Genomic DNA, 20,632 nt, shown 5'->3' with positions numbered 1-20,632 from the left:
GTTTTACTTTTTTTCTGCAATTCGGAGCTTCGCTGAACGGGCACGGTTGTTATGTTCCAGCTCTTGTTCTGATGCAACGATTGGTTTTCTCGTGATCAGCTTCAGCTTTGGTTCAAGTCCTTCTGGAATCACTGGTAGTCCGTGCGGAAGTTCTGGAAGAGAAGACATTTCTTTAAATGTACTTTTACAAATCCGGTCTTCAAGTGAATGGAATGTAATGACAGAAATTCTCCCCTTCGGATTGAGTAACTCTATTGCTTGTTCTAGTGCTTCTTCAAAAACTTTCAATTCATCATTGACAGCAATTCGGATCGCTTGAAACACTCTTTTTGCTGGATGTCCGCCAGTTCGTCTTGCAGGTGCGGGAATTCCTTCTTTGATAATGTCGACAAGCTCACCTGTTGTTTCAATTGGTGCTTTTTTTCTAGCTTCTTCAATTTTGCGTGCGATTTGCTTGCTGAATTTTTCTTCCCCATATTTGTAGAAAATCCGAACTAGATCTTCAAATGGCCATTCATTCACCACTTGTTTTGCCGACAATGCGGCTGTTTGATCCATTCGCATGTCAAGAGGTGCATCATGGTGATAACTAAAGCCTCTCTCTGGTGTGTCGAGCTGAGGAGATGAAACCCCAAGGTCAAAAATCACACCATCTACGCTTGTAATGCCTTGTTCATTCAGACGTTCTTTTAAATATCGGAAGTTGCTCTTTATGAAAAGAATGTTCGCTTTTGAATCTGCGAGCTTCTCTCGTGCATGATCCAGTGCAGCATCGTCTTGGTCAAATCCAATCAATGTACCTTTTTCTGATAGTTGAGATAGTAAATATGAGCTATGACCTGCTCCGCCCAGCGTGCAGTCTACATATGTACCGTCTTCTTTGACGTTTAAACCGTCAACTGTTTCTTTTAATAATACTGTCTCATGTTGAAACATGATGTTATGGTCCCACCTTTTTCAAATAGAAATGAATGTGTAGAAAGCTTGCTGCACAAGGGATTATTATATATCAAACCCAATCATGTTTTCAGCAATTTCAGCAAAAGAATCTTCTTGCTCTTCTGTATATTGTTCCCAGATCGACTTACTCCACAACTCAATTCGATTTGAAACGCCGATGACCACACATTCTTTTTCGAGTTTTGCATATTGGAGTAGGTTTGATGCGATGTTAATGCGCCCCTGCTTGTCCAGATCACATTCAACTGCGCCGGAGAAGAAGAACCGGGTAAACGCACGTGCATCTTTTTTCGTTAGCGGCAGTGCTTTGAGTTTCTCTTCAATTAGTTTCCACTCACTCATAGGGTAGCCAAATAAACATTGATCAAGCCCTCTCGTCAGCACAAACTGTTCTCCGAGACCGTCTCTAAATTTAGCAGGGATGATCATGCGCCCTTTTGTATCAATCGTATGTTGGTATTCACCCATGAACATGATAATCAGAGCCCCACTTTCTCACCCTTACTCTCCACTATCCACCACTTCTCTCCACAAAACTTATTTTACACTGTTTCTACATAAAAAAAAACCCTGAACTAGTCAGGGTTCATTAAAACTTTATTTCAAAGTTTGACAATTTGCTGCTTGTTTTGAAATGAAAATGGCAGATTTTTGAACGTTTTGAAGAATTCTGGACCATGTTTGTTTAAAAAGTACATGATATTCCAAATTCTTTCTTGCGGGGCATCTAATGGTTTTAAGCTGTTTTCAATCCGTTCAAAATCTCGAAGGATATATCCTTCCTTCTCTTCCACACGCTGCGCCACCTTTTGATAAACAAATTGAAGCTGATCTTCGATAAATTTGGCATTTTTATCTAGCAGCTGCTCGAAGTTTGGTTCAACCTTCAGTGCTTCTTGCCTCAATACACCATGAACATTCGCTAATTCACGTTTCGCTTGATCAACGGCTTGAACAAAGCTGTCTGGAAGGCTTTGCTCAAAGTGAGCCTCTTTCTTTTCTTTTACTCCGTTTGTGAGCACTTCTTCTAGAGAAAGTTCTCTGACCGGCAGCTTCTTATCGATGTGCCTTTCAAGAATGGTCACGTGCAGTCTTGGAAGAACGGGTGCCATCTTTAATTCAAAATGCTCAAAGATTCCTTTCAGTTCTCCCCAATAGTTGACTTCACCGTGTCCTGCCATAAAAGCAAGTGTTGGGAGAAGGGTTTCCTGCATTAAGGGACGCGTCACCACATTGTTGCTGAACCGTTCTGGGTGCTCCTCAATTTCCTGCAAAAGCTCTTCTTTTGTCCACGTAAGCCCCACTTCTGATATAGAAAACTGGCCGTTTTCTTTTTCAATAAGGAAACGCTCTTCATCATATTCGTAAAACAGGTTCGCCTGATTGTCACCAGCTTCAATGATCGGCTGATATCCCGCTCGTTTCATGGCAGCCTGCGTTTCATTCAAACGAGCTGTGACTGCATCATTTGTCTCGACAATGTGCTTGAATAACGTACGCTCAAGTGGTTTGACGCCTAAGTCTCCTGAATTAAATAGAAGCAGTCCATCTTCTTCAAAAAGGTCGCATACAATCCATTCAAAGAAATCCGTAAACGTTTGTGATTTGCGTAAACATCGAAGAAGCTGATCAAGCAAGTCATTAGTATACGCAGATTCTTCATACGTTGAAAACACATCGCGGAGCCATTTTTCTGTTTTTTCTTGATGCAGAGGTGTTCTTTTGGCCGCAGTTTTTTTGAGGTTATGTAATGGCAGCTTTTGCTTGACTGGACCTTTTTCGCCGGATGTGTAGACAAAATTAATTTCATCTACGTCATGATCCTCACCTGCTACCCAAAAGACTGGAATCACTGGAACGCCAAGCGCTGATTCTTTTTCTTTTGCGAACTGAATAATGGATATGATTTTATGTATGGTATAAAGCGGTCCTGCCAGTAGGCCTGCCTGCTGTCCTCCAACCACCATGACACTCCGCTTGTCACGGATCTTTTCAATGTTCTGACGCATCGCTGCCGATTCAAACTTTGCGTGGTATGCGCTCATATAATCTGCTAAAGCCTCGCGCGGGAAGCTCATTTCCATGAGATCGTCGTATCTTTTTTTCCATGTGTCTTCAGAATGTATATCATAATCAAAAAAAGCAGTCATCTCTTTTTTTTCTTCTATATAATCACGTATGAATAAATTCTGACTTCGGATGGAAAGTTCAGTCAATTGCATGTTTAGAACTTCCTTTCTTCAATAAATAGTTAGTTTCCCGAAAAAAGTATAGCATGTAAATGAGCTCACTCAAAAGATTTTGTTTGCTTTTTTTCCAATACTTCCAAGCTTCGATTAAAGAAAGTAAGATGTGGCGCCAGAATCTCTTGAGTTTGAGCCTTTTTTAAAAGATAGCCAACGATGGCTTTTCTTTCGGTTTCACGGCCTTTGACGATATCTTGAAGCATCGACGATTGATTGGCGGCCGTTTTTTTACAAATTGAAACGACGTGTGACCAGAGACGCTCTTCTTCAGCCAGCCCTAGAATGGACAATGCTTCTTCAAATGCACATTTCATCATGTATTCATATGCAGGATTTGCGATCAATTCTCCATTTTTCACATGCAATAAAGCCGTGAGCGGGTTAATGCATACATTGACTAGCAGTTTTTCCTCCAGCACTTTTTTCCATTCATCCGTATAAATCATCTGAAAATGGGCCGGCGTTTCATTCAAAGCATTTCTCACATCATCTGTATCCTCAGGATGAAAAGCTCCCCACTTGATGACACCGATCCCTGTATGGTTCACTGCATGGTCTGATACCTTCATGGCGCCGTGCTCTACGACACCTATATATATCGAATGCGACGTGTCCCAGTTTTCTAAATCTAATAAGTGGGCCATGCCATTTTGTAAAAATAAGATTCGCTGACGAGGTAATGTTGATAGTTCATCAAGCACCTCTTGCAGATGGTGATATTTCACTGTCACAATCAGCAGATCAAATACTCCTGTAATCCCCGCCCTTGCCTCCGCAGACGCCCGGAATGTCTCTCCTTTTACCGTTCGCTTAATTCCTGATGTTCGAATCTCCTCTGCTTGTTCTTTTCTTCTTGTCAAAACAGTGATGTCATGATGCTGTGATAAATAACTGGCACAAAGCAGACCAATCGCACCGCCGCCAATGATTCCAATGTTCAACTGCCGCACTTCCCTTTTTCTGTTTACTTCATCATATCAACCATTTTAACAGTTTCAAGCCGCGATGCAAAAAGCAGATAGCGCGCCGTGATTGAATTTTTTTAATTTAAAAACTATAATAGTAAGTGTAAAAACTTTTTAAGGCGGATGGGATGAAAACGCCTTCAATGACATCACTGTCGACATTATGTGTGTAAGGGGGAAGATCATATGACACAAGTAAAACGACTTCTAATCAATTACAAAACTTTAGAGGAATTTAAACAATTTAAAGAATATGGCATACAAGAACTATCCATGCTTGAAGACCTTGAAAGTAATATGATTGAAAATGACAGCAATTCTCCATTTTACGGGATTTATTTTGGAGATAAGCTGGTTGCACGTATGAGCCTTTATCAAGTGGACGGCTCGACGACAACGTATTTTGACCACAATCATGATTATTTAGAGCTGTGGAAGCTGGAAGTGCTTCCTGGGTATCAGCGTAAAGGGTACGGCGAGGCACTTGTTGATTTCGCCAAATCTTTCGGATTGCCAATCCGGACCAATCCTCGCGTCAAATCTGCCGGTTTTTGGGATAAAATGGGCTTTGAAGCGGTCAAATACGATATGGAACGCGACAAAGGGGAAAATCCACTCATCTGGGAACCTGCCCATATCCAAAAAAATACAGGTGAATCTGCTTAATACTGATGGCAAAACGCCCCTCCTTTCTCTGTGAGGGGCGTTTTCTTATTTAGCATATTCTTTTAAGTTGATATTCTGTTTGACTCTTTCAACAATCCCAATGAGTGCCCGGTAATCTTCTTCTGTCATTTTTAATTGCCGCTTCAAGTGTTCATTTTCCTCAGTGAGCGACTTCAGTTGATGCTGCGTGTCCGCTAATTCTTCGCGTAAATCAGCAGAGCCAGCAGGTTCTTTTTCAAGCTGCTCTAAGAACTGAATCACTTCTCGCAAGGTCAATTCAGCCTGAACTGAAGTTGCCTTTTCTTCTATCGTTAACGTATTTTGTGGTAAACCCGAGGAATGAATCCCAATCTTTTTACGCAGTTCTTTCCGCTGTTTTTTCGCCAGCTCAATGCCTGCCTGATATTGTTTTCTGACGTATGAATTCCACCTGAATCCACATGCTGCAGCCGTTCTTGACAACGCTTTTCCGACTTCTTCAAATGCGGAAAGCTGCGTTCCTCCATCTCGAATGTGTCTTAAGACGACTTCTGCTAAAAGTAAATCTTCATCTTGCGTCCATGCGTCCTGCCTTGTAATCGTCAATTGATCATCCCCCCTGAATCTGAATACCACATCATATGCGCTTACTAGAGTAGATAGACTATTTGCAGGAGAGAAACCTAAAAAATAGACAAATAAAAAAACGCAAGGGAAGATTCCCTTACGCTTTTTTATCAAGCATTAGTTGCTTTTTACGTCTTTGCCTTTGTATGTTCCGCAAGATTTGCAGACACGATGAGAAATTTTCATTTCACCGCATTCTGGGCAAGCTACCATACCAGGTACTTGTAGTTTGAAATGCGTACGACGCAATCTTTTTTTCATTTTAGAAGTTCTTCTAAAAGGTACAGCCATTATTCCCACCTCCTTAAAGAGTTAAGATTCATTATTTTCTTCTAAGAGCTTCTTCAAGCCTTCCAGACGCGGATCAATTCGGTTTTGATGTGCATCTTCCGAAATGACCGCCCAGTCATTCCCTTCCTGTGGTGCAGCACCTTTTACGTCTGTTTGGTCGCAAAAGATTTGCATCGGCACTTCAAGAAGAATTTCTTCCTTGACTATAGGCGTTAAGTCGATGATATCGTCTTCTACAACAGATACGTCTTCATCTTCTATATCGTCTGTCTTATGAAGTACAAATAGTTCTTTCGTTGAAATCGCAAATGGATAATTTACATCAACAAGCGTTCTTGAACAAGGCAATGTCATTTCACCTGTGATGGTTAAATCAAATGCGACTTGCTTTGATTCGATCACTCCAGTCCCTTTCACCTCTACTGGTGAAATGCGACGTATATCTGAATGAAGGCTAGTAAGTTCATTTAAGTCAACCGTCTCATGAAAATCGAAGCTGTTTTTAGCTTTTTGATGTAACTGATAAACTGTCCATTTCAATTGTATCACCTCTAAGAGCAACAAACATGATTATAGCTTTCATCATGCTATTTGTCAATATTTTTTCTTTACAGTCCTTTGTGATGTCAGAGCGTTGTTTGACATCAGTTCACGGAATGCCTACACTGAAAAAAATGGGCTTCATTTTTCCCTTATGCTACTGTAGCATAGACCATTTAACCATAGCAAGAAAGGCGGAACATCTATTGAAAGCAACAGGAGTCGTTGTCGAGTACAATCCATTTCATTATGGGCATGCCTATCATGTTCGCCAGGCGAAAACACATACCTCCTCAGATGTAGCCATTGCCGTCATGAGCGGATCTTTCCTCCAGCGCGGAGAACCTGCTATCGTCTCCAAATGGGCACGTACAAAAATGGCATTGCAAAACGGTGTAGACATCGTATGTGAGCTTCCATACATCTATGCAGTGCAAAAGGCAGAAACCTTTGCAAATGGCGCTGTGTCCATTTTAGACGCTTTAAAATGCCGCTCCCTTTTTTTCGGAAGCGAGGATGGGGACATTAAAGCATTTGAGCGAACAGCGCACGCTTGGCATGAAAAAAAAGAAGAAATTGACCTTTTCACAAAAGCAAAGGTCAAAGAAGGGCTTAGTTATCCGGCAGCCTCTGCCGCTGCGTTTCAAAAGATCATTGATCCTAAACACTTACTGGATCTGTCTAAGCCCAATAACATTTTAGGCTTCCACTATGTCAAAGCCATCTTAGAGAGATCTCCTCACATAGAGCCCTTTACCTCTCAAAGAATTGCATCCGGTTATCATGATCAAGAGCTTCCTAAACATCAGAAAATCGCAAGCGCGACAAGCATCCGAAAAGCCTTAAAAGAGAACGGATCATTTGAAACTGTCGCCTCTTATCTCCCGGAAGCTTCGCTTAAGCAATTACATGACTATTATTCTTCTTATGGTCTTTTACATACGCAAGAAGACTATTTCAGCTTCTTAAAACATGTGTTTCACACAATGGATACAGCAGAATTAGAAGGCATCTATGAAATTGAAGAAGGCATCGAACACCGCATGCAAAAGGCGATCACACATGCGTCCACCTACGAGGAATATCTATCACTTGTGAAAACAAAACGATATACGTGGACAAGGCTGCAGCGGATGAATACGCACCTTTTAATGAGGGTGAAGAAAACTGTTATGCATGAGCTGCTAAAGGAGAAACACGCGCCATACATTCGTTTACTTGGTATGTCAAAGAAAGGTCAGCAATACTTATCTCTTGTCAAAAAGGAATTGGACGTACCGCTTGTCAGCAAGCTGTCTTCCTTTTCACATCCTGCCCTTGATCTTGACATTCGCGCTTCCCGCGTCTTCAGCCTTCCCATCAGCGAACCAATGCAAACAAAGTTAACAGAAGCAGAATTTAAAACCTCACCGATCCGCTATGATGAAGAGACTGGTCTCTTCCAATCTCGATAAAAAGAGCAGCCTTTGATGAAGGCTGCTCTCTGATTGTTGACAAAGGGCTAAAATGATCTTTATTTTATCCCTTTGTCTTCTTTTCAGCGTGATAGAAAACCTTTGAAGTCTAGGAAGGGCGAGCACCGGAACGGAGCGAATTTGACATTCGTGAGTACCGGCGCAGAGACCTGACACCGAATGCGAGGGTTTGTCTACACGCTGAGAGCAGCCTAAGGCTGCTCTTTTTTCACTTAAGATGATTTCTCTTTTAACTTGTTTAAATAGTTCAGTGCGTCCTGCATTGTGTCCACAGGAACGATTTTCATATTACTTTTAATATCTTTCGCTGTTTTCACTGCATTTTTGTAGTCTGAATTTGGATCACCTTTATCGTTTGGTGCAAAGAAGATATCTTTTCCTGCTTTATCTGCTGCAACAACCTTTTGATCAATTCCGCCAATTGGCCCGACCGTACCATCAGCGTCTATCGTTCCAGTCCCTGCAATCGCATAGCCATGTGTTTCGTCTTCTTTTGTCAGCTGATTATAAATTTCAAGTGACATCATTAAACCTGCCGACGGGCCGCCGATATTTTCAATATCCACCTTAATAGATGGCGACACTTTCACATCTCGGTCTGTAAATAAAGATACGCCAATTCCGACTCGATTCGGCTCTTCTTTAAAAGGCTTCAACTTCACTTTCTGCGTGATATCCTTGCCGTTGCGTTCAAGGACAAAACGGACAGATGTACCAGCTTTTTGACGGCTGATATACGACACCATTTTATCAGCAGAATCATACGTCTTGCCATCAACGCTTTTAATCCGGTCGCCCACTTCAATTTTGCCGTAAGCAGGCATGCCTTTCATGACGTAGCTCGCATATACCCCATTAAACGTATAATCTACTTTTTTGCCTGCTTTTGTATACGCTGCAATCATGGCATTTTCTTGAGAGCTTTTCATCAGCTGAAGCTGTCTTTTCATATAATCTTCATCCGACTCTCCGTCCGCTTTAATATTTTCTTCTGGGACGATTTCGTCATATTTATTCATTTTCGCAAGCAAATACGTATACGGATTGGCTGGACCTACTTTTATCGTCATAAGAGAGAAGCTGCCCTTCTCGCCGTATCCACCATCCACTTGAATGTGAGGGGCAATCTCTGTTGCATCACCCGGCTTTGTCACGTAATATGGCAGTTTAACAAAAGTTAAGCCAAATAAGACAAGAACAACGATAAAAAAGCTGAGCCAGCGAATATTCAATTTTTTCATTCGATTAACACTCCCATTTATCAATGACATCTTTCAGTTCACCTGCTAATTGGTCTGCGGCGAGCTCACCGGCCTCAATCATCTCCTGAACCTGTGTGAATGAACTGGAGCTGAATGTTTCAAGCCTCGGCCGAATCATGAGATCTGCATGAATGGTTTGATGACGGACCAATTCATTTTGAAGGATGTCCAAACTTTGCATAATCACATCCGATAATCTCGTCGCCTTTTCTGTTTTTTTCACCCTAGATACATCAGAGGCGATAATAAAGTCTGCGCCCATTTCTTTTAAAACAGACACAGGAATGCGGTCAACAACCGCTCCATCCACTAGCTGTCTGCCGCCCATTTCGTGAGGAACAAACACGCCTGGAATGCTGATGCTTGCTCTGACTGCTTGTGAGACAGACCCTTCTTTAAACACAACCTTTTCCCCTGTCTCGAGGTCACAGGCAACCACCGCAAGGGGCATTCTTAATTCTTCGAATTTTTTCCCATATGTAAACGTGTGAATCAGCTGCAAAATTCGATTTCCTTTTAAAAGACCGATTTTTGGCAGTGTATAGTCAGCATAATACTTTCTTCTGAAGACAAGTGCAAGTTTTTTCATTTTTTCTACGTCTTGTCCTGCCGCATAAAAGCTCCCAACAAGTGCGCCAATACTGCTTCCAGCGATCATATCTACCTGTATCCCTTGCTTCTCAAGACTAGACAAAACCCCGATATGCGCCATTCCCCTCGCACCCCCGGAGCCTAGTGCAAGCCCGATGATCGGTCGCTTCATGAAAATCCACCCTCCTCTTTCTATGCATATATACGAATCTATAGGTCTAAACATGCCCCTACTGCTCGTATAGTAATAGAAGACAGGCTCGGCTAGTTTCTTTTTCTATAATCACGAGCTCGCCAATAGATCATAACGGCAAGGGGCGAAATCTCCATGAAAAAATGGAACACTCTGTTCATCGCTGCTTTTTTTATTTTCTTAACAGCCACTGTGATTACACACCCACAAGCCTCTTTGCAAGCATCGAAAAATGGACTTGCAATGTGGTGGGAGGTTGTATTTCCATCATTGCTTCCTTTTTTTATTTTGTCCGAGCTATTAATTAGTTTTGGGATTGTCAGATTTGTCGGGGTATTATTAGAGCCATTTATGCGCCCCATCTTCCGGGTGCCGGGTGTAGGGGGATTTGTACTGGCTATGGGAATGGCTTCAGGGTTTCCTTCTGGTGCGAAATTAACGACAAGACTGAGGCAGGAAAGGCAGCTGACGCGGATCGAAGCAGAGCGTCTCGTTTCCTTTACAAATTCATCGAATCCATTGTTTATTTTCGGTGCAGTGGCTGTTGGTTTTTTTCATCATCCAGCTTTAGGCATTGTATTGGCCAGCGCTCATTATTTAGGGAATCTCGCTGTTGGTGTGACGATGAGGGGATATAAAGCGCGGCATGATGCACACCTAAGAAGCCGAAAGAAGTTTTTATTCCCGCCGTTTAAAGAGGCATTCAATGCTCTTCATACAGCAAGACTCGCAGAGAAAAGACCGCTCGGCCAAATTTTAAGTGATGCAGTCATGTCATCAGTCCAAACACTCTTTATGATTGGCGGCTTTATTATCTTATTTTCTGTGTTTAGCAAAATGCTGTCAGTTGTCCATGTGACAGACCTTTTATCCATCGGGCTCGGATATATGCTGCAAACGATGCATCTTCCGCCAGAATTAGACCTTGCCATGATTGCCGGTTTATTTGAAATCACATTAGGAAGCCAGATGACGGGGTCACAGGAAGTCACCCTTCTCGCTAAAACCATTGTCGTCAGCTTTATTTTAGGATTCAGCGGGTTTTCTGTTCAAGCCCAAGTCGCCGGCATTTTAGCTGCAACCGATATCCGCTTTAAACCGTTTTTCTTCGCCCGTTTGCTTCACGGAATTTATGCAGCTGTTTTTGCCTTTTTATTATTCAAGCCTCTTTATGTCTCTCGATCAGACATGGCTCTCCCAGCGGGTGCCTTTGATGCAAGCCAGCAGGTCGTCATGTTCAGCAGCGTGCTTTGGAATCAGCTTGTGAAAGCCGGTCCCTTCATCACACTTTGCAGTATGATAGTGTATATCGCGCTATACTATCGGAAATTAAAAAATGGATGAGTGCCGGGTGGCACTCATCCATTAAATTTTTCCTTCAGCGCTGCTTCTACCTCTTTTGGTACAAGATCGTTGACTGCTCCATGATATTTCGCTACTTCTTTGACAATGCTGGAGCTTAAGAAGGAATATTGATTGTTGGTCATCATAAAAAACGTTTCAATTTCATCGTCTAACACTTTGTTCATTGAGGTGCCTTGCATCTCATACTCAAAGTCCGTCACAGCTCTTAGTCCGCGTAAAATAACTTTGGCTTCTTTTTGCTTCGCATAATCAACAAGCAGGCCGTGAAACGATTCAACTTTGATATTTGGCAGCTCCTTCGTTGCTTGGCGAATAAGCTCACACCGTTCTTCAACAGTAAATAACGGTTTTTTAGATGAATTATTTAGTACACATACATACACTTCATCAAAAATCTTTGCACCTCTTTTAATGATATCCAAATGCCCCAATGTAACTGGATCGAAGCTGCCCGGACAAACGGCTATGTTCCCCATGCTAATTTCCCCGCTTTCTATAGATCGTAATACCAGTCAATCCGTACAGTTCCTGTCTTGTGATGTGGAGCTGCCCTGCTTCTTCTGGCAGCTTCACATCTTTATCATGCTCACACACGATCACGCCGTCATCTGTTAACAAGGCGTGCTCGTCAATCATTTCAAGAAGTGCTTTTAGCTGTTGATCTTTATAGGGCGGATCAAGGAAAATGGCTTGAAAGGATTCCTCTCGTTTCACAACAGCTGCAAGTGCACGCTTTGCTTCATTTCGAAACACTTCACTTTGATCCATTAGCGACAATTGATTCAGGTTTCCTTTAATCGTCTGAATCGCCTTTATATCTCGATCAACAAATATGCAATGATCGAATCCTCTAGAAAGCGCTTCAATCCCTAAACCACCGCTTCCTGCAAATAAATCAAGAGCCCATCCGCCATCAAAATACGGGCCGATCATATTAAATATCGATTCTTTTACTTTATCTGTCGTCGGTCTTGTTGATTGACCTGGTACCGCTTTAAGTGTGCGGCCTTTTCTCGTTCCAGAGATGACTCTCATTTTTCCACCACTTTTTCTACTTGCTTCTATTCGTCATTGTTTATGACAAAAAATTCAACATTATCTTACCACATCACTCCTCAAGGAACAATGCAATGATATTCATTCATTTTCTATGTATAGATCAAGAAATCCGGGGTCATACTACTTATAACAGCATCTGATGTGGTGCTGTTGCCAACCGCGGAGAAGACTTACGTTTCCCCATAAGTTCTTCCTCCGGTTTCTCCTCTCCCTTTGCCTTCTCCTTAATGAATCATTAAGAATAGAAGGACCCCGCGGGTGATGCCGCGGGGATTTTTTTGTGTCTTTAAAAGCCCACCTTATAATCATACTCTTTTGCTTTGTCCAATTTGGATTCGTACTCTAATTTAATAAAAGGTTTATATGAAGGCTCAACACGTTTCACAAATGGTAACGAGCTGAGTTTAGCCATATGGCGCTCAAGATCATCCATATCACAATAGATCACCGCATATTTCATTTTCCTTGAAATATAGTGAACATTCCCGAATTTTCTTAGCGCTTTTGACTGCTTTAACGAATGCAGCCAGACGACCATCCCTTGACGTTTGGTTTCCATCTTTTCACCTGCCGCTTTTCAATTCTTTTCATTCATTATGTAAAAGACGAGACATTCAAGTCTCGTCAAGATACTTTACAGCCGCAGCTGCCACCTGATCCACAGCCACCGCCGCATGATGATAGACCATCAAAATATGGGTTCCCTGTTGGAACTTTAATATATGCTGATACAGCTTGACCGATTTCAATACTAATCTCATCTAAGATGGATTGAATCGCTGTTTCTGCTTTTTTGAAATCAACCACTGTATCGTGAAGATCTAGCTTTCTTTTGACCTCACGCATTTCCTTTGAGATCGTTCTATAGTCCGGATGATATTTGCCGAACCGCTGCACATCCTCATACTGCTCTTTTACTTTTGTAAAATGGGCAATAATTTGTTGGGCTTCTTCGTCTTGCTGGAGACGCTTAAAGCAGTTGCGGTAATGTTCAGCCTCCTCCGACTGAAGAATCATGGCAGCCAATTGATTTGCTTCCTCTTGGAGCTCCACAGATTCGATTGTCGCATACATAAATGTTGCACCTCCAATTCATAGTTTACCATGAAACCTATGGATCAGAAAATGCTTTTACGTGACAAATACATCCCATGTTTCTCTTTTCTGTTTATATTCTGGATGACGGGAATTCAGCACAACAGTCATTTTATGCTTTCCTTTTGAAAGATGCTTGACCACAAATGCCGCGGTATACTCATTCCCTGCACGTTTCCCGTCTACATACACTGTAAAATATCCCGCCTTCTCGTTCTTTTTCAGACGCTCTGGCTGAAGATGAAAATCTTGAAGTGTACTTTCTATATAGACAGACGACCCTTGCACTTTGTATTTCAAAAAGCCTTGCTGCTTCATTTCGCTTTGGGCTTGCTGCATGACTGGTACTGCTCGGTCATGCTTAATCACTTGCTCTTCTCCATGTTGACTTTGACACCCGGTGACAAGAAAAAGCAATGCGCCTATTGACAGCATCCATTTCATCATCTGATTCTCCTTTCATCTACTTTTATAGGATGCTCAGGAAATAGACATCTTAATCAACTCAAAAAAAGCCTCAACCGGCTCCATTTTGATTGCGCATTGCTTGGAACATTTGAATCATCATTTCAGCCATTTGGACGCTATTGCTCAACTGACTCACACGATGAGGAATGGTTTTTTCGTAAAAGTTCATTTTATCTAATTCAAAGGACGTTAGATTTTCAGGATGTCGCGTCAGCTGTCTGTACCAGATAGGACGCTGCCTTATGAATTTGATTCGCTCCTCTTCGGCCATGACAAATTCCTGTACTTCTTTTCGCACCAGAAGCATCCCCTTTCACTTAATCTTTCCTGAAGGAGAATGGGTGCTGACTGCCTCCAGATGAACCTTTCTTTGAACCATTGGATGAAAATTGGCCGAGCAAGCTTTGTAAAGAGGAAATAGACTGGCTCATTTTGTTAATCTGTTCATTCATTTGATCAGCGTCCATTTTTTTCACAGCAGAAACCATTTTAGACATAAAATCTGCTTTTCCTGCTTCACTTGGCTTAGAGACTTTTTCTTCTTTCGCATCTTCTGATTTCGATTGCCGGTAAGGTGACCACATCTCATCTTCCTCACCAAACATGACCCAATTCTCGTATACACTTTGCCAGCTTTTTTCTTGCGTTTGCACTTCTTGAATTAACTTCGGATGGCGTCTGACGAATTGTTTAAATTCATCAATGGATGTTTGTTTATGCTTGTTTGTCATATCCTCACCCCCCATACAAATGCCTACTATACTATATACACCAGCATCTGTTTTGGTGAGCCTCTTTTTAACCATCAAAAAAACAGCTGCGACCATGCAGCTGCTTTCGTTTAAGAAGTTTTCTTGATGAAATTTTGGGTGTAATATTTTTCTTTCACCCCTACGCCAAGATGCGTGTAATCTTTATTTAATAACGCCTTCCTGTGACCTTCACTATTGAGCCAGCCCTCTACCGCTGCAGGTCCATCGACATAGTTATAGGCAATGTTTTCACCTGCGAGCTGAAAGCCCACCTCGCCTCTTTCTAACCGATCTTTCAGCGTACCGTATTTTTTAGATTCATGGGAGAAATAATGATTCTCTTTCATGTCCTCACTATGCATGAATGCCACTTCAGAGGTTTCATCATCCCACTTTAAGATCGGCAGGTTGTACTTATGGCGGATAATATTGGTCATATCAAAAATTTGTTTTTGACTGGAAGCTTCGATATCTTTCCACTTTTCGCCTGATATCGCTTCAGGTTCTACCAATTGACCTCGGTAGACCACCTCATACGGCTTTTGTTTCACAAATGTATCTGCGTTGAAGGCCCTGATACTTGAAAGGGTGCTTTCAAACTTATCCATGTAAAGCTGAACATACACATCATCTCCCACTTTCACAGTAGGTCTTGTATTCATATCATCTTCTGAGAATTCAAAGCGGTATGAATTTTGTTCATCCTCCACATGAATGTAAGGTGCAATTTGTGTTTTCTTAAATACTTCACTCGTGGCTTGACCGATTTTAAACGGTTCTACATTCAGACCGTCTCCTGTTGCAAACAAGGTCACCACTTTACTATCCTTTACCCCTACTTGAATATAGTGCTTCTTCGATTGGTTGTAAATCCACCAGTCATAATCATATGCGGAAGGATCAATTCGATCTGGTTCTCCCAGCTGTTTAAGCACTTCGTTTGAAGATTTCCCCATAAAGGACATGAGCCCCTTTTTTGGGATGTTGATCGGCTTATCGCTAGATGTTTCTTCATTAGACACCTTCGGTTCATTGCTGTTTTCTTTTTCTGGTGAAGATCCATATTGAATAAACAGAACGTACGTTCCAGATATAATCAGGAGGATGAGGAGTGTTTTGAGCACAGTTTTCAAATAAACACCTCCGTTAAATTGGCAAGGTACAAAAAGTACCTTCTACTGTCATTTAAACAAAACTTGCTCCATTTATCAACGACAATACAGCCTATTTAACACGAATTTAAAATATGCCCCTCTTAATGAAGAAATCCTTGTCCATGATCTTGATCCTGTTGAGAGATTTCTGTCAGTGCCTCTCCCGCGCGATCATTTGATAAATCTTCGACTGATAAATCTCCAAGAGCGACAATCCCTGTTAATGCGCCGTTTTTCACAACGGGAATGCGGCGGAGCTGATGCTCTGACATGAGCCGGACAATTTCTTCAAGTGTTGCATCTTCTTCAGCTGTTAATACTTCCTTTGTCATCAGCGAGCCTACTTCCTGTGAGTTTGGCTTTTTTTCTGCAATGCCTCTAAGCACAAGGTCACGGTCTGTCACTATTCCTACGAGCTGATCTCCGTCAACCACTGGAATGGCACCAATATCAGCATCTCTCATTTTGACTGCTGCTTCATACGTATTGTCATCTTGATTACATGTCACTACTTTTTTGGTCATAATATCTTTGATTTTTTTCGTTTTCACGTTGATTCCTCCATCCGTTATTTTCTTTATTACTGTAACCAGCTTATAAAAGAACATACCTTTCACAGTTGAAAGTTTAACGCTTTCATACTATGATTGTCAGTAAAGGGAAATTTTATAAGGAGGGGTTTTGGGTGAAGTTTGAAGGTACGGGGATTGAAAAGGTATCAGCTGACTTAAATAAATTAGATTTCATTATGGAAAGTGAAGGATTTGTACGAGCCGATCAATGGGATTATGAGCGTGTGACATACGACAGAAAGTACAGCATGGTAGAGGGAACCTTTTATTTACGGATTTCCGGCTACGCTACTGAAGGAGATGTCGGTTCCAAAAAAGCACACATTCAGCTTCTAACACCGTTACTTGGAAAACACTATTATCCACATGGTGTTGAATACGGCGAAGGCGAAGAATTCCCTAAGTCTCTCATCCAATCAAGCAAAAAAACACTTGCACAGCTGAAGGAAAAACTAGAAGCCATGACGGCTGAAGCATAAAACAAAGGGCTAAAATGATCTTAATTTTAGCCCTTTTTCTAAGATGAAAGCACAGCCAGATGGCTGTGCTTTTTTTATTCATATTTCGGAATAAGCGCATCTGGTACGGCATCTTTTGCTCTTTCTTTTCTTGCCCAGTCAAAAAAGACAACAGCAAGAATAGAGCCGTACACAATCTCCTGAATAATTTTCATCAAAATCGCACCTAGCTGCTGGTCCTCTAGCAGCGGCAAGGTGTGGAACATATCAGGGCCAGTGAGAGCAAGGCCTGCAAGCATATCACTTGGCACACATAAATGCAGTGCTTGTATCCATGCGCCGGCATCTGAATAGGTTGCATAGATCGGTGCTTCACTAAACATGATGAGTGCACAGGCCGGTGTCATCAATATCCCGTCTGCCATGATATATCCAAGCTTCAAAATACCTGTGATCTGCGGCTGACTTTGAACTTTATGAACAAGCGGCCACCACATGAAAAAGGCAGCGATAAAAATAACCACCGTCATCACTGCGTGGTAAAACGGATCTGTTTTCACAAAATCAAACACAAGCGGAATGTGATACAGCGAAAACAAGCCGTTAAACCCAAGCAGTGCAATTAAAGGTTTGGAAAACAAACGGAAAACAGCTTGAATACCTGGTGTTTGAATAATCCGCTCCCAAATGGCTGGAGGCAATCCTGTAATAAGGAGAGGCGGGATGACTAAGTACAGCACCGCCATTTGCGCCATATGTGCACTAAACATAATATGCCCCATTAAATCAATTGGGCTCCCTTTCACAGCATATAACAGAACAAGCCCTGTCAGAAACAACGTCTTCTCTTTCACTGTCGCACGGTGCTTTCCCTTTGTCACAAGAAGCAGATAAAGAGCAGCTGCTATCACAATACAAGTCAAATAATAAGGGCTCCATAAAGCCCGAAATCCGAAAATTTCTAAGTTCTCCATTGCTGCGCCTCCTTCAAGGGCAAAGCGGGTTTACCACCATATAATGGTCAAAAAGGCTAATACGGTAATAAACGCAACAAACACACCTGAGTATAGAAACAAGGCGGGTGTTTCATGCCCTTTTTGGTTCATGTGCATAAAATAATAAAGCTGAAAAGCCACCTGAATGCCTGCAAGCAGTAAAATAAATGGTACTGCGAACCAATTTCCAACGTCTTCTGAGGCGATCGTTAAAAACGCAACAAATGTTAATCCAATCATCAAGCCGAAAGAAATGAGCTGATGCTTCATTTCTTCGGCATTTTTCTTTTTACGATATACAAGGTCGACTTTAGACTGATTTGTGTTTTTATTTCCCATTCTTATCCCACCATTCCCATTAAATATACAACGGTAAAGATGAAGACCCACACAACATCAATGAAGTGCCAATAGAGACTAGCCACATAATATTTCGGCGCATTGTATAAATCGAGTCCGCGTCTCATATTTCGAATCATAAGAGCGGTAATCCAGCAAAGTCCGAAGGCGACGTGAGCTCCGTGAGTTCCTACAAGTGTATAGAAGGAAGAACCAAGAGCAGAGCTGGTAATCGTAAATTCATACGCATGCACATAGTGATAAAACTCATATATCTCAACCCCTAAAAATCCAGCACCTAAAAGGACCGTGATACCAAGCCAAAGCTGCATTTTTTTAAAGGCAAAGTTTTTCATATGATACATGGCATACACACTCGTTAAACTGCTCGTTAATAGAAGCATTGTGGCAATAAAGACAAGTGTGAGGTCAAACATATCAGTTGTTTTTGCTCCGCCTGCATTTGAGTTTTTCAGCGCCAAATAAGTGGCAAAAAGCGATGCAAACAGAACGGTTTCTCCTCCAAGAAACAGCCAGAACCCGACAAACTTATTCTTCCCTTCTAACGTGGCCTTCTCAGGAGAAGCCGGAAAGGTTTCCGCCGTCATTTTTTGTGGTTCCATTATGCTTTCACCCCTTTATCATCGTCGTCAGTCAAATCTTCTTTGTGAATATGGTATCCATGATCATCTTTCAGAGATCTAACGAGCATGGTCGCAAACGTAATACCAAGACCAATGAAGATCACCGGAAGCCCCCAGCTGTGCTCTTGACGATACATGAAACCAAACGCTGACACAAATAGACCGAATGAGATAATGACAGGCAAAATGGAGTTATTCGGCATGTGAATATCATCGAGCGGTTCAGATGCTGTCATTCCTTTTTTACCATCCATTTTTTCAATCCATAATGGATCTAGTCCTCTCACAAGCGGCAGCTGTTTAAAGTTGTATTCTGGCGGAGGCGAAGAAACTGCCCATTCAAGTGTTCTTCCATCTCCCCAAGGATCGCTCGATACCCGCTCTCCTTTTGCTGTTGTCCAGATGATGTTAATCAGCATGATCACAACAGCTACAAACATAAACAGTGCTCCAATCGTACTGACTAAGTTCCCAAGCTCGAGACCCTGACCTGGCAGGAATGTAAAGACCCGGCGCGGCATGCCCCATAAACCGAGAAAATGCTGGATAAAGAAAGTTAAATGGAAACCGACGAAAAACAGCACAAAGCCAATTTTCCCAAGCTTCTCATTCAGTATTTTTCCAAACATCTTCGGCCACCAGTAATGCACACCTGCTAGAATACCGAATACAACCCCGCCGATAATGACGTAATGGAAATGCGCGACAACAAAATACGTATCATGGAACTGATAATCCGCTGCAGCTGCTGCAAGCATGACCCCAGTTACCCCGCCAAGTAAGAACGACGGAATAAAGGCAACAGAATAAAGCATCGGCGTTGTAAACTTCACATTACCGCCCCATATCGTGAGCAGCCAGTTGAATACTTTAATTCCTGTTGGCACCGCAATTGCCATGGTCGCTACAGCAAAGATCGCATTGGCGATAGGTCCAAGCCCCGTAGTGAACATGTGATGCGCCCACACCATGAATCCAAGGAAACCAATCAATACAGTAGCGAACACCATGGACGAGTAACCAAACAATCTTTTTCTTGCAAACACCGGAATGATCTCAGAGAAGATTCCGAATGCCGGCAGGATCAAGATATATACTTCCGGGTGTCCGAAAATCCAGAACAAATGCTCCCAGATGATTGTATTTCCTCCAAGCTCTGGATTGAAAAAGCTCGTGTCAAACATTCTATCAAGCATCAGCATCGCAAGCCCTGCTGTCAGCGGAGGGAATGCGAATAAAATAAGTGCGGAGGCGACAAATGTCGTCCAAGTAAAGAGCGGCATTCTCATATACGTCATACCAGGCGCTCTCATATTAATAATCGTTGCAAGAAAGTTAATTCCTGCAATCAGCGTACCAATACCCGCGATCTGTAAACCTAAAATGTAGAAATCCATTCCATGACCTTCTGAATTCAGCGTGAGCGAAGCGTATGCAGTCCAGCCTGCATCAGGTGCTCCGCCCATAAACCATCCAAGGTTTAAGAAAATTCCTCCGAAAAAGAATAACCAAAAACCAAGTGAATTCACAAACGGAAATGCTACGTCACGTGCACCAATTTGAATTGGTACTACCGCATTCATTAATGCAAATAACAGCGGCATAGCTGCAAGGAAAATCATTGTCGTTCCATGCATCGTCATGATTTCATTGTAAACCCCTGCACTGACAAAATCATTTTCAGGGATGGCTAGCTGAATACGGATAAACATCGCTTCTAGGCCGCCAACCAAAAAGAAAAATCCCCCTGCCACTAAATATAATATGGCAATTTTTTTGTGGTCAACCGTTGTCAAGTAATCCCATAAGACAGCGCCAAACCCCCGCTTTTTAGCTATTGTACTCACCATGAAATCCCCCTCTTATCTCCCATTTGCCCCTTTTCATATAGATGTCTTTCTTCACGATCCTTTAAGCAGACTATGTCTGACAGATG

The 20,632-nt window shown here is 42.1% G+C and carries 26 protein-coding genes; 4 read left to right on the top strand and 22 right to left on the bottom strand.

Annotation, left to right across the window (positions count from 1 at the left end; all coding sequences use genetic code 11):
- Positions 1 to 3: 3 nt before the first annotated feature.
- The 4 genes from rsmH to NSU11_RS07385 form a co-directional block, all read right to left on the bottom strand.
- Positions 4 to 936: a 16S rRNA (cytosine(1402)-N(4))-methyltransferase RsmH gene (rsmH, locus tag NSU11_RS07400; protein WP_024426925.1), complete on the bottom strand. Its 933-nt coding sequence runs from the start codon at positions 934 to 936 to the stop codon at positions 4 to 6.
- Positions 937 to 1,002: 66 nt separating this feature from the next.
- Complete coding sequence (gene mraZ / locus NSU11_RS07395) at positions 1,003 to 1,434, bottom strand: division/cell wall cluster transcriptional repressor MraZ (protein ID WP_003211163.1); 432 nt, start codon at positions 1,432 to 1,434, stop codon at positions 1,003 to 1,005.
- A gap of 128 nt (positions 1,435 to 1,562) precedes the next feature.
- Entirely contained in the window at positions 1,563 to 3,182 is a 1,620-nt protein-coding gene (bshC, locus tag NSU11_RS07390) for a bacillithiol biosynthesis cysteine-adding enzyme BshC (protein ID WP_342493869.1), read from the bottom strand.
- 65 nt (positions 3,183 to 3,247) lie between these two features.
- On the bottom strand, positions 3,248 to 4,147 hold the full coding sequence (locus NSU11_RS07385; protein ID WP_339241323.1) for a 2-dehydropantoate 2-reductase: 900 nt from the start codon (positions 4,145 to 4,147) through the stop codon (positions 3,248 to 3,250).
- Positions 4,148 to 4,357: 210 nt separating this feature from the next.
- On the opposite strand from NSU11_RS07385, the gene NSU11_RS07380 reads away from it, so the two are divergent.
- Positions 4,358 to 4,837: an N-acetyltransferase gene (locus tag NSU11_RS07380; protein WP_007499784.1), complete on the top strand. Its 480-nt coding sequence runs from the start codon at positions 4,358 to 4,360 to the stop codon at positions 4,835 to 4,837.
- Between the two features lie 45 nt (positions 4,838 to 4,882).
- Here NSU11_RS07380 and gerR read toward each other — a convergent pair whose 3' ends face one another.
- The 3 genes from gerR to NSU11_RS07365 form a co-directional block, all read right to left on the bottom strand.
- Positions 4,883 to 5,422, bottom strand: a complete 540-nt coding sequence (gene gerR / locus NSU11_RS07375) for a sporulation-specific transcriptional regulator GerR (RefSeq protein ID WP_024426922.1) — start codon at positions 5,420 to 5,422, stop codon at positions 4,883 to 4,885.
- A 138-nt stretch (positions 5,423 to 5,560) separates the two neighbouring features.
- Entirely contained in the window at positions 5,561 to 5,734 is a 174-nt protein-coding gene (gene rpmF, locus NSU11_RS07370; protein WP_008354700.1) for a 50S ribosomal protein L32, read from the bottom strand.
- A 21-nt stretch (positions 5,735 to 5,755) separates the two neighbouring features.
- Positions 5,756 to 6,274, bottom strand: coding sequence for a DUF177 domain-containing protein (locus NSU11_RS07365; protein ID WP_019743276.1), 519 nt, complete (start codon positions 6,272 to 6,274; stop codon positions 5,756 to 5,758).
- 206 nt (positions 6,275 to 6,480) lie between these two features.
- Here NSU11_RS07365 and NSU11_RS07360 point away from each other — a divergent pair, with 206 nt between their 5' ends.
- On the top strand, positions 6,481 to 7,728 hold the full coding sequence (locus NSU11_RS07360) for a nucleotidyltransferase (RefSeq protein WP_197172819.1): 1,248 nt from the start codon (positions 6,481 to 6,483) through the stop codon (positions 7,726 to 7,728).
- 233 nt (positions 7,729 to 7,961) lie between these two features.
- Here the strand turns inward: NSU11_RS07360 and NSU11_RS07355 are convergent, their stop codons facing one another.
- Together NSU11_RS07355 and NSU11_RS07350 are read right to left on the bottom strand one after the other, a co-directional pair.
- Positions 7,962 to 8,990, bottom strand: a complete 1,029-nt coding sequence (locus NSU11_RS07355) for a SepM family pheromone-processing serine protease (protein WP_056766360.1) — start codon at positions 8,988 to 8,990, stop codon at positions 7,962 to 7,964.
- A gap of 4 nt (positions 8,991 to 8,994) precedes the next feature.
- On the bottom strand, positions 8,995 to 9,774 hold the full coding sequence (locus tag NSU11_RS07350; protein WP_073205073.1) for a patatin-like phospholipase family protein: 780 nt from the start codon (positions 9,772 to 9,774) through the stop codon (positions 8,995 to 8,997).
- 156 nt (positions 9,775 to 9,930) lie between these two features.
- On the opposite strand from NSU11_RS07350, the gene ylbJ reads away from it, so the two are divergent.
- A complete protein-coding gene (gene ylbJ, locus NSU11_RS07345) occupies positions 9,931 to 11,139 on the top strand; it encodes a sporulation integral membrane protein YlbJ (RefSeq protein WP_042968177.1) in 1,209 nt (402 codons plus the stop codon).
- 14 nt (positions 11,140 to 11,153) lie between these two features.
- On the opposite strand, the gene coaD is transcribed toward ylbJ, so the two are convergent.
- The 9 genes from coaD to NSU11_RS07300 form a co-directional block, all read right to left on the bottom strand.
- Positions 11,154 to 11,636 carry a pantetheine-phosphate adenylyltransferase gene (gene coaD / locus NSU11_RS07340; RefSeq protein WP_024424274.1) on the bottom strand — a complete coding sequence of 161 codons (483 nt, stop codon included), beginning with the start codon at positions 11,634 to 11,636 and terminating at the stop codon, positions 11,154 to 11,156.
- A 1-nt stretch (position 11,637) separates the two neighbouring features.
- Positions 11,638 to 12,225, bottom strand: a complete 588-nt coding sequence (gene rsmD, locus NSU11_RS07335) for a 16S rRNA (guanine(966)-N(2))-methyltransferase RsmD (protein WP_254967935.1) — start codon at positions 12,223 to 12,225, stop codon at positions 11,638 to 11,640.
- Between the two features lie 280 nt (positions 12,226 to 12,505).
- A complete protein-coding gene (locus NSU11_RS07330; protein WP_024424276.1) occupies positions 12,506 to 12,778 on the bottom strand; it encodes a YlbG family protein in 273 nt (90 codons plus the stop codon).
- A 65-nt stretch (positions 12,779 to 12,843) separates the two neighbouring features.
- Positions 12,844 to 13,293: a YlbF family regulator gene (locus NSU11_RS07325; RefSeq protein ID WP_007499807.1), complete on the bottom strand. Its 450-nt coding sequence runs from the start codon at positions 13,291 to 13,293 to the stop codon at positions 12,844 to 12,846.
- Between the two features lie 57 nt (positions 13,294 to 13,350).
- Positions 13,351 to 13,761: a hypothetical protein gene (locus tag NSU11_RS07320; protein WP_225315492.1), complete on the bottom strand. Its 411-nt coding sequence runs from the start codon at positions 13,759 to 13,761 to the stop codon at positions 13,351 to 13,353.
- Positions 13,762 to 13,831: 70 nt separating this feature from the next.
- The gene (locus NSU11_RS07315; protein ID WP_024424278.1) at positions 13,832 to 14,080 is read right to left on the bottom strand and encodes a YlbE-like family protein; all 249 of its coding nucleotides are present in this window, start codon (positions 14,078 to 14,080) and stop codon (positions 13,832 to 13,834) included.
- 19 nt (positions 14,081 to 14,099) lie between these two features.
- Entirely contained in the window at positions 14,100 to 14,513 is a 414-nt protein-coding gene (locus tag NSU11_RS07310) for a YlbD family protein (protein WP_025092528.1), read from the bottom strand.
- 110 nt (positions 14,514 to 14,623) lie between these two features.
- A complete protein-coding gene (locus NSU11_RS07305) occupies positions 14,624 to 15,667 on the bottom strand; it encodes a CAP domain-containing protein (RefSeq protein WP_024424280.1) in 1,044 nt (347 codons plus the stop codon).
- A gap of 122 nt (positions 15,668 to 15,789) precedes the next feature.
- Complete coding sequence (locus tag NSU11_RS07300; RefSeq protein ID WP_029706548.1) at positions 15,790 to 16,212, bottom strand: CBS domain-containing protein; 423 nt, start codon at positions 16,210 to 16,212, stop codon at positions 15,790 to 15,792.
- 161 nt (positions 16,213 to 16,373) lie between these two features.
- On the opposite strand from NSU11_RS07300, the gene NSU11_RS07295 reads away from it, so the two are divergent.
- Positions 16,374 to 16,739, top strand: coding sequence for a YugN family protein (locus NSU11_RS07295; RefSeq protein ID WP_024424282.1), 366 nt, complete (start codon positions 16,374 to 16,376; stop codon positions 16,737 to 16,739).
- A gap of 74 nt (positions 16,740 to 16,813) precedes the next feature.
- Here NSU11_RS07295 and ctaG read toward each other — a convergent pair whose 3' ends face one another.
- Genes ctaG through ctaD form a run of 4 tightly spaced genes read right to left on the bottom strand, consistent with a single transcriptional unit; the run spans position 16,814 to position 20,546 of the window.
- On the bottom strand, positions 16,814 to 17,692 hold the full coding sequence (gene ctaG, locus NSU11_RS07290; protein WP_024424782.1) for a cytochrome c oxidase assembly factor CtaG: 879 nt from the start codon (positions 17,690 to 17,692) through the stop codon (positions 16,814 to 16,816).
- A 30-nt stretch (positions 17,693 to 17,722) separates the two neighbouring features.
- A complete protein-coding gene (gene ctaF / locus NSU11_RS07285) occupies positions 17,723 to 18,052 on the bottom strand; it encodes a cytochrome c oxidase subunit IVB (protein WP_024426910.1) in 330 nt (109 codons plus the stop codon).
- Positions 18,053 to 18,054: 2 nt separating this feature from the next.
- Entirely contained in the window at positions 18,055 to 18,678 is a 624-nt protein-coding gene (ctaE, locus tag NSU11_RS07280) for a cytochrome c oxidase subunit III (RefSeq protein ID WP_087977219.1), read from the bottom strand.
- The gene (gene ctaD, locus NSU11_RS07275) at positions 18,675 to 20,546 is read right to left on the bottom strand and encodes a cytochrome c oxidase subunit I (RefSeq protein WP_034621096.1); all 1,872 of its coding nucleotides are present in this window, start codon (positions 20,544 to 20,546) and stop codon (positions 18,675 to 18,677) included. Before ctaD ends, ctaE begins: the two co-directional genes overlap by 4 nt.
- Between the last annotated feature and the right edge of the window lie 86 nt (positions 20,547 to 20,632).

The organism is Bacillus sp. FSL R5-0712, assembly GCF_038593285.1.
Lineage (GTDB): Bacteria > Bacillota > Bacilli > Bacillales > Bacillaceae > Bacillus > Bacillus safensis.
Note: the sequence above shows the minus strand (reverse complement) of the source record. Positions and strands in the feature narration are given on the sequence as shown.

Excerpts from the sequence above, each read along its gene's own strand:
- NSU11_RS07320 (WP_225315492.1), bottom strand. The coding sequence starts at position 13,761 with ATGATGAAATGGATGCTGTCAATAGGCGCATTGCTTTTTCTTGTCACC.
- rpmF (WP_008354700.1), bottom strand. The coding sequence starts at position 5,734 with ATGGCTGTACCTTTTAGAAGAACTTCTAAAATGAAAAAAAGATTGCGT.
- NSU11_RS07350 (WP_073205073.1), bottom strand. The coding sequence starts at position 9,774 with ATGAAGCGACCGATCATCGGGCTTGCACTAGGCTCCGGGGGTGCGAGG.
- ctaG (WP_024424782.1), bottom strand. The coding sequence starts at position 17,692 with ATGGAGAACTTAGAAATTTTCGGATTTCGGGCTTTATGGAGCCCTTAT.
- ctaF (WP_024426910.1), bottom strand. The coding sequence starts at position 18,052 with ATGGGAAATAAAAACACAAATCAGTCTAAAGTCGACCTTGTATATCGT.
- NSU11_RS07310 (WP_025092528.1), bottom strand. The coding sequence starts at position 14,513 with ATGACAAACAAGCATAAACAAACATCCATTGATGAATTTAAACAATTC.
- mraZ (WP_003211163.1), bottom strand. The coding sequence starts at position 1,434 with ATGTTCATGGGTGAATACCAACATACGATTGATACAAAAGGGCGCATG.
- NSU11_RS07330 (WP_024424276.1), bottom strand. The coding sequence starts at position 12,778 with ATGGAAACCAAACGTCAAGGGATGGTCGTCTGGCTGCATTCGTTAAAG.
- bshC (WP_342493869.1), bottom strand. The coding sequence starts at position 3,182 with ATGCAATTGACTGAACTTTCCATCCGAAGTCAGAATTTATTCATACGT.
- ylbJ (WP_042968177.1), top strand. The coding sequence starts at position 9,931 with ATGAAAAAATGGAACACTCTGTTCATCGCTGCTTTTTTTATTTTCTTA.
- NSU11_RS07380 (WP_007499784.1), top strand. The coding sequence starts at position 4,358 with ATGACACAAGTAAAACGACTTCTAATCAATTACAAAACTTTAGAGGAA.
- NSU11_RS07355 (WP_056766360.1), bottom strand. The coding sequence starts at position 8,990 with ATGAAAAAATTGAATATTCGCTGGCTCAGCTTTTTTATCGTTGTTCTT.
- NSU11_RS07325 (WP_007499807.1), bottom strand. The coding sequence starts at position 13,293 with ATGTATGCGACAATCGAATCTGTGGAGCTCCAAGAGGAAGCAAATCAA.
- NSU11_RS07300 (WP_029706548.1), bottom strand. The coding sequence starts at position 16,212 with ATGACCAAAAAAGTAGTGACATGTAATCAAGATGACAATACGTATGAA.
- ctaD (WP_034621096.1), bottom strand. The coding sequence starts at position 20,546 with ATGGTGAGTACAATAGCTAAAAAGCGGGGGTTTGGCGCTGTCTTATGG.
- rsmH (WP_024426925.1), bottom strand. The coding sequence starts at position 936 with ATGTTTCAACATGAGACAGTATTATTAAAAGAAACAGTTGACGGTTTA.
- coaD (WP_024424274.1), bottom strand. The coding sequence starts at position 11,636 with ATGGGGAACATAGCCGTTTGTCCGGGCAGCTTCGATCCAGTTACATTG.